This is a genomic window from Flavobacterium sandaracinum (assembly GCF_004349135.1).
Classification (GTDB): domain Bacteria; phylum Bacteroidota; class Bacteroidia; order Flavobacteriales; family Flavobacteriaceae; genus Flavobacterium; species Flavobacterium sandaracinum.
The window spans coordinates 1-17120 of sequence record NZ_SMFN01000020.1 but is presented as its reverse complement, the minus strand read 5'-3'; the positions used below and the strand labels follow the sequence as shown (position 1 = coordinate 17120).

Annotated in this window: 24 protein-coding genes; 21 read left to right on the top strand and 3 right to left on the bottom strand. The window is 34.1% G+C overall.

Annotated features, from left to right (window positions below; genetic code table 11):
- Positions 1–108 precede the first annotated feature (108 nt).
- The 16 genes from E0F91_RS14305 to E0F91_RS14235 all read left to right on the top strand — a co-directional run bounded on the left by E0F91_RS14305 (position 109) and on the right by E0F91_RS14235 (position 9231).
- Positions 109–327, top strand: coding sequence for a hypothetical protein (locus E0F91_RS14305; protein WP_132067135.1), 219 nt, complete (start codon positions 109–111; stop codon positions 325–327).
- 520 nt (positions 328–847) lie between these two features.
- Positions 848–1501, top strand: coding sequence for a DUF6046 domain-containing protein (locus tag E0F91_RS14300; protein ID WP_132067134.1), 654 nt, complete (start codon positions 848–850; stop codon positions 1499–1501).
- A gap of 24 nt (positions 1502–1525) precedes the next feature.
- Entirely contained in the window at positions 1526–1807 is a 282-nt protein-coding gene (locus tag E0F91_RS14295; RefSeq protein WP_132067133.1) for a hypothetical protein, read from the top strand.
- A 24-nt stretch (positions 1808–1831) separates the two neighbouring features.
- Entirely contained in the window at positions 1832–2074 is a 243-nt protein-coding gene (locus E0F91_RS14290; RefSeq protein WP_132067132.1) for a hypothetical protein, read from the top strand.
- Between the two features lie 20 nt (positions 2075–2094).
- Positions 2095–2238: a hypothetical protein gene (locus E0F91_RS17780; protein ID WP_165930142.1), complete on the top strand. Its 144-nt coding sequence runs from the start codon at positions 2095–2097 to the stop codon at positions 2236–2238.
- 2 nt (positions 2239–2240) lie between these two features.
- On the top strand, positions 2241–2549 hold the full coding sequence (locus tag E0F91_RS14285) for a hypothetical protein (protein WP_132067131.1): 309 nt from the start codon (positions 2241–2243) through the stop codon (positions 2547–2549).
- A gap of 11 nt (positions 2550–2560) precedes the next feature.
- The gene (locus E0F91_RS14280) at positions 2561–3172 is read left to right on the top strand and encodes a hypothetical protein (protein ID WP_132067130.1); all 612 of its coding nucleotides are present in this window, start codon (positions 2561–2563) and stop codon (positions 3170–3172) included.
- Positions 3173–3182: 10 nt separating this feature from the next.
- Positions 3183–3476 (top strand): helix-turn-helix domain-containing protein, encoded by a 294-nt coding sequence (locus E0F91_RS14275; protein ID WP_132067129.1) that lies wholly within the window; start codon positions 3183–3185, stop codon positions 3474–3476.
- Between the two features lie 86 nt (positions 3477–3562).
- Positions 3563–4510 carry a hypothetical protein gene (locus tag E0F91_RS14270; protein WP_132067128.1) on the top strand — a complete coding sequence of 316 codons (948 nt, stop codon included), beginning with the start codon at positions 3563–3565 and terminating at the stop codon, positions 4508–4510.
- Positions 4511–5124: 614 nt separating this feature from the next.
- Positions 5125–5454: a helix-turn-helix domain-containing protein gene (locus tag E0F91_RS14265; protein ID WP_132067127.1), complete on the top strand. Its 330-nt coding sequence runs from the start codon at positions 5125–5127 to the stop codon at positions 5452–5454.
- Positions 5435–6370 carry a hypothetical protein gene (locus E0F91_RS14260; RefSeq protein WP_132067126.1) on the top strand — a complete coding sequence of 312 codons (936 nt, stop codon included), beginning with the start codon at positions 5435–5437 and terminating at the stop codon, positions 6368–6370. The genes E0F91_RS14265 and E0F91_RS14260 overlap by 20 nt, the downstream gene beginning before the upstream one ends.
- A 4-nt stretch (positions 6371–6374) precedes the next feature.
- The gene (locus E0F91_RS14255) at positions 6375–6602 is read left to right on the top strand and encodes a hypothetical protein (protein ID WP_132067125.1); all 228 of its coding nucleotides are present in this window, start codon (positions 6375–6377) and stop codon (positions 6600–6602) included.
- Between the two features lie 169 nt (positions 6603–6771).
- Complete coding sequence (locus E0F91_RS14250; protein ID WP_132067124.1) at positions 6772–7032, top strand: hypothetical protein; 261 nt, start codon at positions 6772–6774, stop codon at positions 7030–7032.
- 12 nt (positions 7033–7044) lie between these two features.
- A complete protein-coding gene (locus E0F91_RS14245; protein WP_132067123.1) occupies positions 7045–7332 on the top strand; it encodes a hypothetical protein in 288 nt (95 codons plus the stop codon).
- A gap of 1025 nt (positions 7333–8357) precedes the next feature.
- A complete protein-coding gene (locus tag E0F91_RS14240; protein ID WP_132067122.1) occupies positions 8358–8711 on the top strand; it encodes a hypothetical protein in 354 nt (117 codons plus the stop codon).
- 292 nt (positions 8712–9003) lie between these two features.
- The gene (locus tag E0F91_RS14235; RefSeq protein WP_132067121.1) at positions 9004–9231 is read left to right on the top strand and encodes a hypothetical protein; all 228 of its coding nucleotides are present in this window, start codon (positions 9004–9006) and stop codon (positions 9229–9231) included.
- A gap of 32 nt (positions 9232–9263) precedes the next feature.
- On the opposite strand, the gene E0F91_RS14230 is transcribed toward E0F91_RS14235, so the two are convergent.
- Positions 9264–9851, bottom strand: coding sequence for a riboflavin synthase (locus tag E0F91_RS14230; protein WP_132067120.1), 588 nt, complete (start codon positions 9849–9851; stop codon positions 9264–9266).
- A gap of 185 nt (positions 9852–10036) precedes the next feature.
- On the opposite strand from E0F91_RS14230, the gene E0F91_RS14225 reads away from it, so the two are divergent.
- The 3 genes from E0F91_RS14225 to E0F91_RS14215 all read left to right on the top strand — a co-directional run bounded on the left by E0F91_RS14225 (position 10037) and on the right by E0F91_RS14215 (position 12691).
- Entirely contained in the window at positions 10037–11377 is a 1341-nt protein-coding gene (locus E0F91_RS14225) for a phage integrase SAM-like domain-containing protein (protein ID WP_132067119.1), read from the top strand.
- Between the two features lie 116 nt (positions 11378–11493).
- Complete coding sequence (locus tag E0F91_RS18240) at positions 11494–12120, top strand: recombinase family protein (protein ID WP_132067118.1); 627 nt, start codon at positions 11494–11496, stop codon at positions 12118–12120.
- Between the two features lie 70 nt (positions 12121–12190).
- Entirely contained in the window at positions 12191–12691 is a 501-nt protein-coding gene (locus E0F91_RS14215) for a hypothetical protein (RefSeq protein ID WP_132067117.1), read from the top strand.
- Between the two features lie 144 nt (positions 12692–12835).
- Here the strand turns inward: E0F91_RS14215 and E0F91_RS14210 are convergent, their stop codons facing one another.
- Positions 12836–13624, bottom strand: a complete 789-nt coding sequence (locus E0F91_RS14210; RefSeq protein WP_132067116.1) for a hypothetical protein — start codon at positions 13622–13624, stop codon at positions 12836–12838.
- Positions 13625–14148: 524 nt separating this feature from the next.
- Here E0F91_RS14210 and E0F91_RS14205 point away from each other — a divergent pair.
- On the top strand, positions 14149–16047 hold the full coding sequence (locus E0F91_RS14205) for a site-specific DNA-methyltransferase (RefSeq protein WP_243698912.1): 1899 nt from the start codon (positions 14149–14151) through the stop codon (positions 16045–16047).
- Positions 16048–16158: 111 nt separating this feature from the next.
- The gene (locus E0F91_RS14200; RefSeq protein ID WP_132067114.1) at positions 16159–16851 is read left to right on the top strand and encodes an AlbA family DNA-binding domain-containing protein; all 693 of its coding nucleotides are present in this window, start codon (positions 16159–16161) and stop codon (positions 16849–16851) included.
- A 1-nt stretch (position 16852) separates the two neighbouring features.
- Here E0F91_RS14200 and E0F91_RS14195 read toward each other — a convergent pair.
- Positions 16853–17120 (bottom strand): IS3 family transposase (locus E0F91_RS14195; protein ID WP_165930099.1); only part of this gene is annotated, 268 nt, incomplete at its 5' end.

The window sequence follows — 17120 nt, the reverse complement described above, 5'->3', positions numbered from 1 at the left end:
TTTCAAAATATACTAAAATTAGTCAAACATTTTTATATCTTTGTCGGATCAGAACGGCAAAGATATTTTTTTTGCTTAAAATGTTTGACTAATTTTAATCATTTAATTATGGAAATTCAAGAAATTAAAAAACAGCTACCAAATGGAGCTGGCAGGAAAATAGCAGAAATGGCAAATGTTAATTATGACACGGTACAACGATTTTTGCGTGGTGTAGAAACAAAAAGTGATTTGGCAATAATGGAAAGTACGACAAAATTCCTAAAAGAGTACAAAGAAGCCAAAGCCACTGCAATACAAGAACTCCAAGCCGTAGCAAGCGCATAACCTATGGAACGGCTAGAGTTTTCCATTAACTGGAATAACAAATTAGACTGCAAATGTTTTTCGACAATACGGGTTTATAATCCAAGAAAGCATTTTAAAAATAATCAATTTGAGATTTATCTACAGCGGAAATATAAAGGCAAAGCCGTAGTGCTGGGAGTAATCAAAACCCACTTAGAAAAATTGAGTGATTATATATGTTATTTAGATACTGGCTACAATCGAGAGGACACCATCGAGTTAATGCAAAAAATGTACAAAAGCAAAAATATAGATTTTAAAAAACAGCAAATTACAATATTGCTTTTACAGAAAATTGAACCAGTGCCACCAAAACAAGAAACCTTATTTAATTGAGAATATGAAGCAAAAGCACAAAGCCAAAAACAAGAAAACGCCACTATCAGATATAAAAACAGCCGTAGGAAAAGGAAAGTATCAAGATCAAAAAAAGCCAGTTGTAAAAAAAGATTAATTAACTCTTACCACAGAATTTAAACCGTATTTAAAAACTAATTAAATGAATAACAACGACTTTTTATTTGCTTCATTAATGGGAGGTAAGGCAGTTGCAACACTAGAAAGCAATAAGGTATTTGATAATCAATTCACAAAGCAAGTATTGCCTCCTATTCCTTTTTTGCCCTTTCAAAATGTAACGGGTATCACTGCGGTTTCTTCTCCAGTTATAGCAAACCATTGGAGCGCAAACCAACCATTAGACCAAAAGCAACAATATTTCCCTTTGTTGTTTAGCTTTTCGGAAAATGGAGCTAGATGGTTATTTCCTTTTGAGCCTTTAATTAGTGTTTCGGGAGGTAACGCAATTATAAAAAGAAAGGTAGCCAAACGAGTAACTGGAGGAACAATAAAAGAACGTTGGGCGCAAAATGATTACGAAATAACAATAACTGGGGTTTTGTTTGGTGCTATTGAAAGAGGCAATTATGAGGATACCTACCCAAGGGTTTTAATGCGGGAACTATTCGACTTTTTAAAAAAAGCAGGATTTATTTATGTGTTTAGCGATCTATTAAATACACTAGGCATTTTAAATATTGTTATTGAAGATTATAATTTTCCATTTACAAAAGGTGAAAACGTACAAGCATTTGAAATAAAAGCGTCTAGCGATATGGGTTACAAACTTCTTACTGAACTAATAGAACCATAGAAAAATAATGTAAAAATCAAAAAAATGAAACACTGGATAGAGTTTTTTCCAAAAAAAACAAGGGAACAGCAAAAAATAGGAAAAATGGCAATCGCCTTTGATTATGAATTATGGGAAAAAGAACTTTTGTACAAAAGTGCTATTTCGAATTGTAATAAAATTGAAAAAGAGATCATCAAAGATATAGGAAAAAATCATACTGATTTTAACAGTCTAAATGCAATGATTAAAACCGCCAAAGAAAAGGCAAACGAGTGGAACTCTACCCCCACAAACGAACTAAAAAACCCAAACAAAAAGAAATAATTTAATTCAAAAAAACGCATAAGAATGGCAAATGAAAAAGCACAAGTAGGCTACACAAACCCAAAATTAAATGATTTCTTAGATACTGTTATATCCGAACAATCACTAGCTACGCACTTAAGACGAATAAATTATATTTTGTCTTTAACAATAATGAGACTAGACGAAACAAAAAATCCCATAAATCCAGAATGGGCGGAAAACGGTTTTTTTTGGATTAATGAATTAGCGGAAATACTAGACCCAGTACTAGAAAAAGAAGACTAAAAAACACCAAAACCCATACGATGAAAAGAATTTTGATAATAGAAAAAGTAATGATCCATAATGAGAATATGGATTTAACAGGAACTAAAACAAGGGTTAAAGTTTTTGGAAAAGAAGTGTTAACCTACAACACACCAAATAATAATCAATTAATCACAGCGTAAACATGGAAGTAAAAGGAATTAAAGAGGTAGAAAGTTTGTTAACTCCAATAAATCAAGAAATTTTAAAAATGTTTGATTCACTGGAAAAGGAATTTATTGATAGAACCATACAGGAGGGGTTTAAACTAGCGGAACGGAACAAACTGCAAAAACTTGTAAAAACCCCCGAATACTGGGAGGGCTACAAAGTGAACCTCACGAAATTGAGCGTTGATTTTAAAGCGGATTTCATGAAGCAAAACCAAAAAGCAACCAAAGAGGAAAATTTAAAAGAATTTTTCCACAGACTAGAAAAATTTTCAACTAAATAAATATCAAAATTATGGCATTCGAAAAAGTATTATTATCAAAAAATCTAGGTGAAATTAATAGCGAAATTCAACAGCTAGAGCCTAAAAAGAATTATTTTCAAAACTATGTAAATAGACTTAGTTCGGTTGGTATCATTGCAACAAACACGGATTTAGAAACGCTTTTTGAAAATCCCAAAGCCTATGTAACCGACAAACTAACAGCGGGCGAAGATATGAAAGTTGGAGGGCTAACGCTCAATAAAGAAAAGCTTTTTGAATTGATAGAAAAGCCAGAAGGAACGAATGAAATTATAGCGGACATAGTAAAAGATCAGCAAGATAGAAGTAAAAGGGAATTTTATCACTGGAGCGTAAAAAGATTTGAGATTATTAAAGGATCGGTAACCATAACAACGGAAACCATAGATCACATTAACAATCGTTTGTCATTATTCATTGATAGCGAAAACCAACAGACCGCATTTACCAAACTGGGACAATTAGCACAGCTTTTAAATGAGTTAAACCAGTTAGAAACGAAAACGGGTAAAATTGGCGATACAACCGAATTGTCAGATTTAATGTTCTTTAAGAATGCAACTTTTGAACTAAACCCCCAGGCCGTTAAACGCTTCAAATAAAATTTGTAACATGGAAACACAAGTAAACAATATAGCGGTTATTACAGTGCCTTTGAGCGAATGGAACGATTTAAAAAACTTAGTTGTTAGTGTTGCAAAGAATGTGTTAGACATGAAAGCAACAGGACAAAAGGAGTTTTTAACACCTAAAGAAGCAATGCAAGTGCTGAAGTGTAGCAGGAATACACTGCAAAGCTACATTGAGAAAGGTTTTTTTAATGTTACTAAAATGAAGTCGGAAAAGTATAGTAAGGTAATTATAAAGCGGTCGGACATTGACTATTTTATTGAAAGCAGGGCATAAAAAAAGCCCCTCGAAAGGGGCTTTTAATATCGTTGCTAATACCAAAATTGCAAATATTAATATAAAGCACTTTGCAAATATATAAAATGATTGACAATATTACAATGGTTAAAAAATCTTTGTCAGAAAGAGAGAAAACCAACATAATTAAGAAAAGCCGTTTAGTGAGTAATTCATTAAACGGCTTAATCTATTACGATAACCGAACTACTAAAAATTTCACTGGAGGTTTATTTATTCAGATTGACACAAGGAATAAATTAAAAATAACGGGAAGCATACATAAATATCACTCCCATTTAGAAAGTGGCTATTTAACCAATTTTGACAGCTTTACAATGGTTCAAGCTAAAGGGACATTTAACCGACTAATTACAAATACAGGCATTGATCCCAACGATATAGAAGTAACATTTTTTGAAGTTGGAATAAACCTAAAATTTGATATCGATGTGAAATTTGTTTTAGAGAAAGTGCATAGCATTGGTAAGATGGAAAAGCCGTTTTTAATTGAGCCAAAATTTAAAGAAAGCAGGCAAATAACAACGGGAACGCATCGGGATTTTAGGGTACATTTTAAAATGTATGATAAGTTGTTTGAAATGCAAGACAGCAGGAAACCAATAGGCAATTTTAAACACCATATTCTAAGAATTGAAACTGTACACCGTAGAGTTGAAAAATTACAACTAAATCAATTTTTATCAAATGAATATTTAAAAGTGATCCAAAGTGATTTTTTTAACCAGTGGGATGGCTTGAATTTCTACAATGATATTGAAGCCCCGAAAGGCACGCAAAGGAGTAAAATAGATTTAGTACGGAATATTATTTATAAAGGAAAAATTACGGTTTTGAACAACTATAAGAGCCAATATGAAAACAAAGCTTTGAGCAAAAGACAGTTTTACGCTATTAGGGATTTTATAGGTAAATGGGAAGTAATACGCACGGATTTTGTTGTAAAAAACAGTAAAATAGTACCCATTTGGAATAAATCATATAACGCTGAAAAACAACTACTTATATTTTAAAAATATAAAGTTTGATATTTATTGATAAAAAAAAGAAGTATAAAGGCACAAAATAAAAAAGTCACACTTTTGTAACTCGGTTAAACTGTTAATTAACAACTAATTAAGTCAAAATTAAATATATGTTGATACGTAATGAAACAAATCAAGATTCAAAAAGCGCACGTAAAGTCCCGCTATTTTTTTATGGAAGCTTGTCTTAAACATCCTTTAGGATGCAAGCACGCACCAGTATTGAGATTACGTAGTATATCAAGCTATCCCCAAAGAGGAACTAACACCAAAATATAAAAAAGGGCGAATTTTTAATAAAAATAGTAGTAAAAAACGTGTCGGATTCACTAAACACCCTAAACGGAGGTTTAAGGACTGGGAACAAAGTAACATAGTACCATTCAATATAAAAAAGGTCTGATTTTCGACAAAAAACATTGTTTGACCATATACAGCAGTATCCACAACGCAAAAAAACGAAAAGGGGGGTATTGAAAAAAACAGTTTAAAAAAAAGTCAAAAAGTACCCTATTGAAAAACCTTAAATTTTAGTACCACAAATTAGTATTAAATACCATTTATATACCATTAAATTACCTAACCAATCAAAAACACCCATAATGGCAAAAGCTGAAAAAACACCACCGATCCCAAAACAAAGAAAATCGTACACACTTGATGACAAAGCAAAAGCAAAAAAATATTATTTAATTGGTTTGTCATTACTGGAGGTTGGCAAAATAACTGATACCCCATTTAGAACTATTGAAAAATGGTACGTTGCTGAAAATTGGAAAGATCAAAGGGAAACAATCCCAATAAAAAAGAAAGCAAACGATTTGTTTAATTCGGGTTTGAATTATGCGCAAATTGGTAAAGCATTAAATAAAAGTAAATCCACAGTTTCACGATATTTAAAAACGGTACGCAATGAAAACGAAATTAATTAAAACAGCAGTAAAAGGATTATATTTTACAATTGATGGTAAACTATGGCATAAAACGGCTAAACGAGAGATTACACCAACGGCAAACGGTAAAGTTAGATTTAATGGCAAATTGTATGACTTGCAAAAGTTGATTACTGCAAATACTATTGATCTCAAAACAAAGGAACTCAAACCAGCTTTAAAAATAATTCCAACTATTAGAGAATTACAAAAGGAGGGATTTAAAAAATCGAGCGTAAAAGGATTATATTTGAGTAATCAAGGCAAAGCATACAATCAAACCACTAATAGAGAATTAACACCATCGAAAAGAGGTTATATTGCTATTTTCGGCAAAAGCTACAATCTTGCAAAGTTGATTTTAGAAACTTATAAAAAAACTCCAGTAAGGGGCGGGCAAATAATTTTTATAAATGGTAACGATCTGGATTTTGATTTTAATAATTTAGTCTATACAACTGGATTACATTACAAAGCACCGAGCGAAAGCGAAATAGTAAAATGTATTAGATTATATTATGAAGTGCCAAAGAAACTAAATAGACAAAACATACTTTTCAAATATTACCTAAATGAAATTGCAGTAAAACGGGGTTTTATTGGTAGATACTGCGAAAGCGAATTTATTTTGTTTTTAGAATGGTTAAAACCTTTGCGATCAAGTGTTACAAAAGCCGAAATAAGCGCAAAAAATGGATTTAGCACTACTAATGGTACGAATGCAATAAACAAGTATTTAACACTATTAGTGAATGAATGTATGCAAGATCAAAATAACGGGATCTTAAAAATAAAAGATTTTGAGCCAAAGCCCCTAACGGCAACACAAAAACTGAAAATAACAAACCAACGTTTAAAGGATATTGGAATGAGTTCGCAAATTCCTTTGAGAAAATCCACCCCTAAAAAAATATAAACCAATGGCAAACGATCCAAGAGCAAAGGGCGTACAATTAAGCAAGCTAAAAAGGTATAAGTTAATATTGGATTTATATAAAAAACACAAAACGGAAGACATTCCCGACACGGTTATTTTAAGAAAGTATATTTGTCCCGTTTATCCTATTTCTCGAACTACTTTATACACCATATTAACCACACCAGTAAATAAATTGTTAGCGGAGTTGCAGGATTCAGAAAACAAATAAAATGATTGTTAAAAAGTCGCTTTTTATGGTGCGATGGTCTGTTTAGGACTTGAACCAAATCCAATAAGCATTAATAAATACAAGGCTTTACAATTATTAAAAAAATACGGGTAGAAAAACGGTAGAAAAAAGCCCCGTTTTAAGGTTAAAAACTTCAAATTTTAAAGCAATGAAAAACACTTCAAAAATAGATTATAAGGAAATAGATAAATATAGAAAAACGGATATTGAATATTATGATTTACTAAATAGAGTTTGCCATATTGGTTTTAGGACTTCGGACTTTGATTTTTGGGTTTTGTTCAATGAAGCCGAAAAACAGGGCAAAAAAATATATTTGGTTCGGGATAGATGGAATGAATTATTTAAAGAAAACCCAAGCATTGATTGGGAAGATCAGATTTATAAAGAAGACGTAGGAATTAAGTAAAACACTGTAAAAATGAAATTAGAAACGATTTTTGATTATAAACCAACCGAAAGCGAAATAGCGGTTACTCTTTATGATTCTATGGCATTAGCGTTAAGGTTTAGCTTTGATATAGTCGAAAAAATGACACCTAAACTATATAAAAAGTTGATAAGTAGAAATGATGCAATTTGGGATTTAGTCTGTTTATTTGAAATAAGAAACGATAAAGTAAAAGCAAAAGAGTATTGGGATAAACTGCCAAAAGAACTGCAAAAACTTTATACACTTCAAACTGACAACGAAAATATGATAGTTTAACAAACACACCAGGATTAAACAACACGAACCATCACACCTGGAACAACGGCCCTGGATTGGATCATGCTCYAGGATTAAACAACACGAACCATCACACCTGGAACAACGGCCCTGGATTGGATCATGCTCYAGGATCAAACAACACGAACCATCACACCTGGAACAACGGCCCTGGATTGGATYATGCTCCAGGATCAAACAACACGAACCATCACACCTGGAACAACGGCCCTGGATTGGATCATGCTCCAGGATCAAACAACACGAAACCATCACACCTGGAACAACGGCCCTGGATTGGATCATGCTCCAGGATTAAACAACACGAACCATCACACCTGGAACAACGGCCCTGGATTGGATCATGCTCCAGGATCAAACAACACGAACCATCACACCTGGAACAACGGCCCTGGATTGGATCATGCTCCAGRATCAAACAACACGAACCATCACACCTGGAACAACGGCCCTGGATTGGATCATGCTCCAGGATTAAACAACACGRACCATCCCACCTGGAACAACGGCCCTGGATTGGATCATGCTCCAGGATCAAACAACACGRACCATCACACCTGGAACAACGGCCCTGGATTGGATCATGCTCCAGGATCAAACAACACGAACCATMACACCTGGAACAACGGCCCTGGATTGGATCATGCTCCAGGATTAAACAACACGAACCATCACACCTGGAACAACGGCCCTGGATTAGATCATGCTCCAGAATCAAACAASACGAACCATCACACCTGGAACAACGGCCCTGGATTGGATCATGCTCCAGGATTAAACAACACGGACCATCCCACCTGGAACAACTGCCCTGGATTGGATCATGCTCCAGGATCAAACAACACAAACCATAACACCTGGAACAACTGCCCTGGATTGGATCATGCTCCAGGATCAAACAACACGAACCATCACACCTGGAACAACGGCCCTGGATTGGATCATGCTCCAGGATCAAACAACACGAAACCATCACACCTGGAACAACGGCCCTGGATTGGATCATGCTCCAGGATCAAGCAACGAACCATCACACCTGGAACAACGGCCCTGGATTGGATCATGCTCCAGGATCAAACAACACGAACCATCACACCTGGAACAACTGCCCTGGATTGGATCATGCTCCAGGATCAAACAACACAARCCATCATACCTGGAACAACGGCCCTGGATTGGATCATGCTCCAGGATCAAACAACACAAACCATCAYACCTGGAACAACGGCCCTGGATTGGATCATGCTCCAGGATCAAACAACACGAACCATCACGCCTGGAACAAATTGAGAAAGATAGTAGTAGTAGAAAGGATTGAGCTACTATTATTATTTAATTTGTGCTTAGAATTAGTATAAATTAGCTTTTATACCAGTTTTCTACCCAAAACAAAATAAAAGAGTTAATCAGTTGAAAAACAGTGCTTTAATGTAATTTACAATAGTTCAGGTGGGACCACAATTATAAAATCTTTCAATTTTTTGAAAGATTTTTTTTGTTTATAATAACTTTGGGTCTGTTTTTTATATAAAAATGTACTTTTATAGAGTGTGCTGTTGTTTTTGTTAAAACTATGTGGTTATTTTACAAAAAATTATATCTTTTTGAAAATTACACCTTAAGAATGATTTTTTTTATTTTGTAAATTTTATGAAATTTTTAAAAAGCGTTTTTTTTATTTTAATGATTTTAGTGCTAGGCATTTTTAATGTGATTGCGGGTCCTGCTAATCCACCTAGTCCCGTGGGAAGAAGAAGGCCGCCTCCACCTCCTGGTTTAGAAATTGATGAGAACATTTTTATACTGGTATTGATTGCTTTATTTATGGGTATTTACATCATTTACAGTTTTAAACTAAAACAAAAAACTCCAATGTAAAATTGGAGTTTTTTTTGGGTAGTAGGTACTTGTTATTTGTTAGCGTACAATCGGGAAACATATTTACCGATAACGTCAAATTCAAGGTTTATTTTTGTGCCTACTTCAAAGTTTTTGAAATTAGTATGTTCGTAAGTATAGGGAATAATAGCTACGCTAAATTCATTTTTCTTGGAGTTTACGACGGTTAAACTTACTCCATTTACTGTAATAGATCCTTTCTCGATGGTGATATTGTTTAGGTTTTCATCATATTCAAAAGTATAAAGCCAGCTCCCGTTAGTTTCTTCGGCGGTGATGCAAGTGCCAATTTGATCAACGTGGCCTTGAACGATATGGCCATCAAGTCGATCGCCTAGTTTCATGGCTCTTTCCAGATTGATTAGGTCTCCTGTTTTCCAGTTAATTAAGTTTGTTTTTTTTATGGTTTCATCAATCGCCGTTACAGTGTAGGAGTTGTCTGTTAAGGCCACGACCGTAAGACACACGCCATTATGAGCGACACTTTGGTCAATTTTTAGCTCACTTGTTATGGATGAATTAATGGTGACGTGTAGATTGCTGTTCTCTTTTTTTATTTCTTGGATGGTTCCAAGGGTTTCTATGATTCCTGTAAACATTTCTTGTTTTATTTTACTAAATTTGCACTTCAAAATTAAACACAGTATGTTCACTGTTAATTAATATTTAGAAGTCTCGAATTCAGTTAGTTAAGTAATTTTAATTTGTTAATAATATTTATTTAACCGCCACTATAACATCCACTATTATATTATATCTTTACTGATTGATAATAGATCAGGTTATGGCAAGCAAAGTTATATTAAAAAAACAAAAGGCAACTGATGTTGAGGGGCATTTAGCAATTCAGCACATGCATTTTAACAAAAAGAAGATTGTTTCATTACAGATTAAAATGAATGAAGAGCATTTTGTTAATCACTTTAATGCATTTCATCAGAGATTTGACAGAACCACTATAGTTGATTATGTTGAAATCAATAAAGTGATTAGAGAAAAGATAGATGATCTAAGTTGTTTTGGCGTTGTTAAAGGAGAAACAGGAAAGGAAGAGTCATTCTTAACATATTTTCAAAAAAATATTAATATCCACACAAACCCCTCTACTATCAATGTTAGGAATTCTGTGCTGAAGAAACTTCAAGCTTTTCAGAAAAAAAAGGCATATGAGGATATTTCGTTTGCGATGATAGATTATTATTTTATCGTTGAATTAAAAAATTTCATTAGACATAGTGCAACTGGCACGACGACTAAGACATACATGGAAGTTGTGAAGGCTGTCCTTAATCTCGCTAAGAGAGATTTGTTGTACATAGAGAAGTATGATTATTTTGAGAAATTGGAGTATAAAATTTATCAAAAAGATAATTCAGCTCTAACAAAAGACGAGGTGCAGCGTCTATTAAGTTTTCAACTCGAGAATTACTCATATGAGATGAACATGTTCTTAATTGCCATATTCCTGCACGGGGTTCGTGCAAGTGATCTATTCCTCATGCGAAATGAAAATTTCAGAAAAGAAGGGATAGTTTATATGTCCAAGAAGACTGGTAAGAAGATGGCTGTTAGTTATGCTGATAAATTAGTAACTCTATTGTGTGCTACTACTGGCGTTAAATCAGCAAACGAGACTAATACCACTAACGTAAATATAGAAAGAGTTATCTCAGATACACCGAACAATACAGATAAAAATCAAAGATATGGTAATACTCAGCGGCTAATTGAACATATTGATTCATTGCCCAAGAAGGATTATTTTTTTAAAAACTTAATGGACAAAGAGCCTATCCTACAAAATTATGACAAGAATTACGAAATGACCAATGACCAACATCAAGCGTATACACGATTGATAGTAGCCTATAATTACAAATTGAAACAGGTTTTAAGGAAGTTTGAAAGTGAGACCCAATATAAGATATCTAAAATCACAAGCCACACTAGTCGTTATACTTTCGCCAATCTTTGTTTAGAAGTGGATAAGCCAGATATTAACGCTATATCACGGGCGTTGGGTCATTCGTCATTAAAAACGACCATGGATTACTTTAACAAAAACTTTGGTAAAGAACGCGTTAAGGATTTGGCAGTTCAATTTAATTCCCAATTTGACTTTTAACAACTTGTATCATTACGCAAAGTGTATCATTTTAATATTATTATAGGCAATGTCTGGCGGTGGTAATTGTACCTATTTATATCAAAGACTTATTTTAACACAAATCAAATAGATATATGGAAAGAGCTATTCTAGTTTCACGGTGCAGTACGAATGAATCACGCCAAGATGTAAGCAGGCAATCTGCGGAACTAGCTGCAAAGTACAGTGGTCAATATATTATAGTGAAGGAATTTAGTTATTACGAATCTGGCACTAAGAATGATGAAGTTAATAAGGAGATCTTAAATTTCTCAATAAACAACAATATAGATCATATAATCACACTTGAGATATCAAGAATATCAAGGAAAATTAGTTCTTTCGCACTGTTTCTTGAATCGTGCAACAGTCACAACGTTAATATAATAATAGATAACTTCCAGTTACATACCCTACTGCCATGTGGGCAGCCAAATAGCATGGTGCAGACTATGTTGTCAATTGCTAGCACCTTTAGTGCCATGGAGTTATCATTAATCAAGGAACGTCTACAAAGCGGCCGTCGCAAATTCGTTGCAGGGGGAGGGGTGCTGGGCAGAAAGATGGGGTCGGTAAAGACCACCACAGACCTTCTGAAAGACCACTCGGACGTTTTGAAATATATACGTCAGGGGCAATCTGTCAGAAACATAATGAAGTTAACAGGTAAGTCTAGTGGAACTATTCAAAAGGTTAAAAAACTATTTCAATGTACGGATTAAAAAAATAATTAGTGAATTTGTAAACTTTTTCGATTTTCTCTTCTATAATATCTAATTTAAAAAAACAATTATGGAAAAAATTAATATTACAGAAGAATTAGAATATTTAATGCAAATTCAAAAGCCGTATATTTCGTCATCATTTACCGTTGGGGTCGCTATACAGGTAGATGAGATGTCGGACTACATTGCAGATTGTTATGATCTGGCGGAGTCAACTCAATATGGTATGCACGGCGATATCAGTACTAGTTATCATCTAGATTTAATTAATAATACTATGATACTATTTACTGAAGTGTGTATAGAAGATTATGATGGGGATTGCGATCATAATGAAGTCGATCTGAATGCACATCATTTATACGTAGAGATATACACGTCTAGAGAAGATTTTATGAATGGAACGCTTGCTATATATCATGAAGAAAACGCTGCTGCCAATTCGCATTGGTGGACGGATCAAGATGATAATTTCTGCACAAATGATGAGGGGTACAATAATATCGATATAATAATAGATGCTCAGTTATTACTGACACTTCAAGAGGTAGATGACCTTGCTTCATAGCTTAAATGAAGGGTGCGATTTCAATAAATCACACCCTTCATTATTATATAATAAATCAAAAAAATATACAAATACATACAAAAACATACAAAAACATAACATTTTTTCTGGTGACATTCACGATCAGTAAACAAGCAAAATACACTACATTAATCCGTCCTCACATTCCTCAACTATTATTGCAAAATTTTCCTCATTTAAGGTTAAATCTTCATTCCAAATCTCAAAATATTGCTGGTACTTCAATATATATTTTAGATGAACCTGATGATTCATTAATGCCTCAGGCAACCTGCGAGGAATTATTTGTTGTTGTGTGTTAATTATTACATTACCCGAGACTCGGCAATCTTTATCGCCCGTATATGTAGATTTAAGACTATGGTCAAAGTGTAAATCACCACCTATTTCGCTAGGACATCCGCGCAGATCTTCAAGCATATTATTGCCCGACACTCTGAAGGATCCACCCACGATTCGAGGTGATCCCGTAAGACACTTGATAAGAGAATCATACACATAAAAATCACCAACCACCTCTTGTGGCCCACCATTTAAAGATGTTAAATCGTTTAAGAAGCAGGCGAAATCTCGACCTATTCTTTTTGGTGAGCCTTCCAAGTTTGTTAGGAGATTAAAGGCGCAATTATAACTTTCACCTACGATGGATGGACCTGATACCAGTGATCTTAAATCATTATGAGCACAGTTAAAATCACCGTCCACCCTATGCGGAGATCTAATCAAAGTAGTAAGATTATTACCAGAGATGTCAAAATCACCCTTCACGCACCCAAATTGCACAGGGATTTCGGTAAGGTTTTTATTTCTCAAATCGACATTTTCGTCCGCATCAACTATTCCATCATCATTCACCTTATAATACAAGATGCCGAGGGAGTCGCAAAGAGCTACTATTTCTGCTTTTGTCATATCGTGTTTTAAGTAAAGGAACGGAGATCACCAATACTATAGTATAAATCTAATTACATTTTTTATGTACGTTAAGCTAGATGATGATTTGGTTTACAGATTTGCTAATTAAAAAATCGATTAAGGTAAGATAAGTGAGATTGAATTTCACCATCGATGCCGAATGCAAGTGTAAATTATAGGTCAGTTATTATCATTAATTATTCAAGCTAAATTTTATCACTAACTACATATTTATAAGATAATTTACCCTATTTTTATATATCGATAGGACTTTTGCTTACGCCAGGAAAAGAGTATGTCCTATATTTGTTACTTTTGTTTAAAATAGAGAATATAGAAAGGGATATTGTGCAATTGAACAATCAGTTAAAAAAAGAAACTCAGCTGAATAGTAAGGTAGTATTGAATATTGCCATACAAAATAAGAGAAAAGAGATTCAGGTAATAAAAAACACCCTAGCAACATTATGAGCTTAGAACAAATAAAGACAGGTGATCAACTAACACAAAGTTTAGATATAGTGACAGATAACATCGCCAGATTGAAGGAACTTTTCCCAGAGATTATAACTGAGGGGAAAATCGACTTTAAGACACTACAAGCCATTCTAGGTGAAGAACTAGAGGAAGAAGAAGAATATTACCGCTTTACTTGGGCAGGTAAGGCACAAGCCCGTAGAGAGGCTCATAAACCTAGTACTGGAACATTAAGACCCTGCAAAGAGGATAGTGTAAACTGGGACACCACTCAAAATTTATACCTGGAAGGTGATAATCTAGAAGTACTGAAACTGCTACAAAAAAGTTATGCTAACAAGGTTAAAATGATCTACATCGATCCACCGTACAACACGGGAAAGGACTTTGTTTATAAAGACAACTACAAGGACAGTCTCAAGAACTACCAACAAATCACTGGTCAAGTGGATGATGAAGGCAATAAGCTTTCGACCAATTCTAATAGTGATGGTCGCTTTCATTCTAATTGGTTAAACATGATGTATCCTCGTTTGCAATTAGCTAGGAATCTTTTAAAGGAGGATGGGGTAATTTTTATTAGTATTGATGATGGCGAAGTACATAACCTAAGAGGGATTGCCAATGAAATTTTTGGTGAAGAAAACTTCATAAATAATATTATATGGGAGAAAAAATATACAGTTGCTAATGACGCTAAATATTTCTCTGATAACCATGATCATATATTGATGTTTTGCAAGTCAAAGGAAAATTTTTCGATTGGTAGGCTACCAAGGACTGAGGCAATGAATGATGCTTACAAGAACCCAGACAAGCACCCTAAAGGGGTATGGAAGGCAACACCTCTTCAAGCAAAAAGTGGCTCAGATGAGAATTTTACCCATACTTTTCCAAACGGAATAAATTGGAGTCCACCAAAAGGGAGATATGCAGCATATTCTCATGAAACTCTAGATGAGCTATATCATAAAAATGAAATATGGTTTGGAGCTGACGGGAAATCAATGCCTTCTAAAAAAACTTTTTTAAATGAATTAAAAAGTTTAGGAGTCGTTCCTAGGACAATATTAAGTTTTAAGGAGGCGGGACACAATCATGAATCAAAAGAAGAAATAAAAAATCTATTTGAGACTGGTGTTTTTGATACGCCAAAGCCTACTAGGCTAATACGATTATTATCAATTATTGCAAATATAAGCGATAAAGATGTTGTATTGGATTTCTTTGGAGGCTCAAGTACAACAGCCCATTCAATTATGGCTACTGCATTGGAATTAAATAAGAAAATAAATTCGATAACTATTCAAATTCCCGAACTAGTAGATGAAAAAAGTGAAGCTTATAAATCTGGCTATAAAACTATAACAGAAATAGGTAAAGAACGCATACGAAGAGCAGGTAGTAAAATTATTGAAGAACAGACTGAAAAAATAGCTAATCTAAAAGCAAAATCGGAGAGTAAAATGATGCAAGATGAAGCATTGGCTGAGATTACAACATTGCAAACAAATCTTGATAATCTAGACACTGGTTTCAAAGTGTTCAAGCTAGACACTTCCAATATTAAGGGTTGGGACGGTAATCCTGATAACCTAGAACAAAGCTTATTTGATAGCCAAGATAACATCAAAACAGAACGTACGGAAGAAGATGTGTTATATGAGATACTATTAAAATACGGCTTAGATCTTACCTTGCTTATTGAAGAAAGAGTTATTGAAGGCAAAAGGGTGTTCAATGTTGGTTTTGGCGCATTGTTTATATGTCTAGCTAATGATGTTACCGCTAAGGTTGCTGAAGGTATTGGTGCATGGAAAGAAGAACTAGCACCTGCAACATGTAGGGTTATCTTCAAGGATTCCGGATTCACGGATGTAGAGAAAACTAATGCGGTGCAGACTTTGAAGCGTTTTGGAATCAATGAAATAAAGAGTATCTAAATAGTAAGCGAGGCTTGACTACTCATAAGCTAGGTTAGAATTAGAAGTTGTTTTCTATATTTTACAGGGGTTTACAGAGGTTAAGCACGGAATCATACAAAATAAGCAAGGATGGACACGATAGTAGTATCAAACATAAACACCATAGTTACCGAAGAGTATTTGCGTACAAAAAATGAAAATCAATATTTTGAACGTAAAGGATTAGGTGAGAAAGATATTAAAGCTAGTAAAATAGCTGATGAACTTATTGGGATGCTTAATGCAGATGGTGGGATTCTAGCATTTGGTGTTGCTGATAATGGGGAATTTCAAGATTTAAGAACACTAGGTGATAAGCTTGATACCTATCGTACATTGACTTTTGATTTTATAAAGCCTGCATGCAATATTGTGTTAGAGGAAGTTGAGGTCAATGGAAATCTTATTTTTTTATTCCACGTAGAACAGGAGTTAGAACGACTTTTTTGTAGAAAAGATAATGAACAAGTGCACTTGAGAGTGTTGGATACTAATAGAGTGTTGGATCGGGATCACATCAAGAAGCTAGAATATGATAAGGCAATAAGACGTTTTGAGGAAGAGGTCGTTGCAGACTTTGACTTAGAAGATTTAGACCAAATGTTACTAAATGAGTATAAAGGGAAGCTAAATTATAAAGGGGAAGCTCTTGATCTATTGGCTAAGCGTTATCTAGCTACAAAAAAGGATGGTATTTATAAATTTAAAAAGGCTGCGGTCTTATTGTTTTCCATAGATCCTGAAAAATACATACTGGATATGCAAATAAAAAGTGGAGTTTAAGTTAAGCGACATTTTTGTAATTATTGGTTTTAGTGTTAAATTCCATTATCGTCAGGTATTTCAAAGCTGAATGTCTTCTTTTTTGATTGTACCAGACTTCTATATATTCAAAAACTTGAAGTTTCATTTGCTCTTTAGAGATCAGTTTATTTCCATAAATTAATTCTGTTTTTAATGATTTGAAGAAGCTCTCAGCTACTGCATTATCCCAGCAATTTCCCGCTCTACTCATGCTTCGAGTTACCTTATATGAGTCTAAAACATTTGCA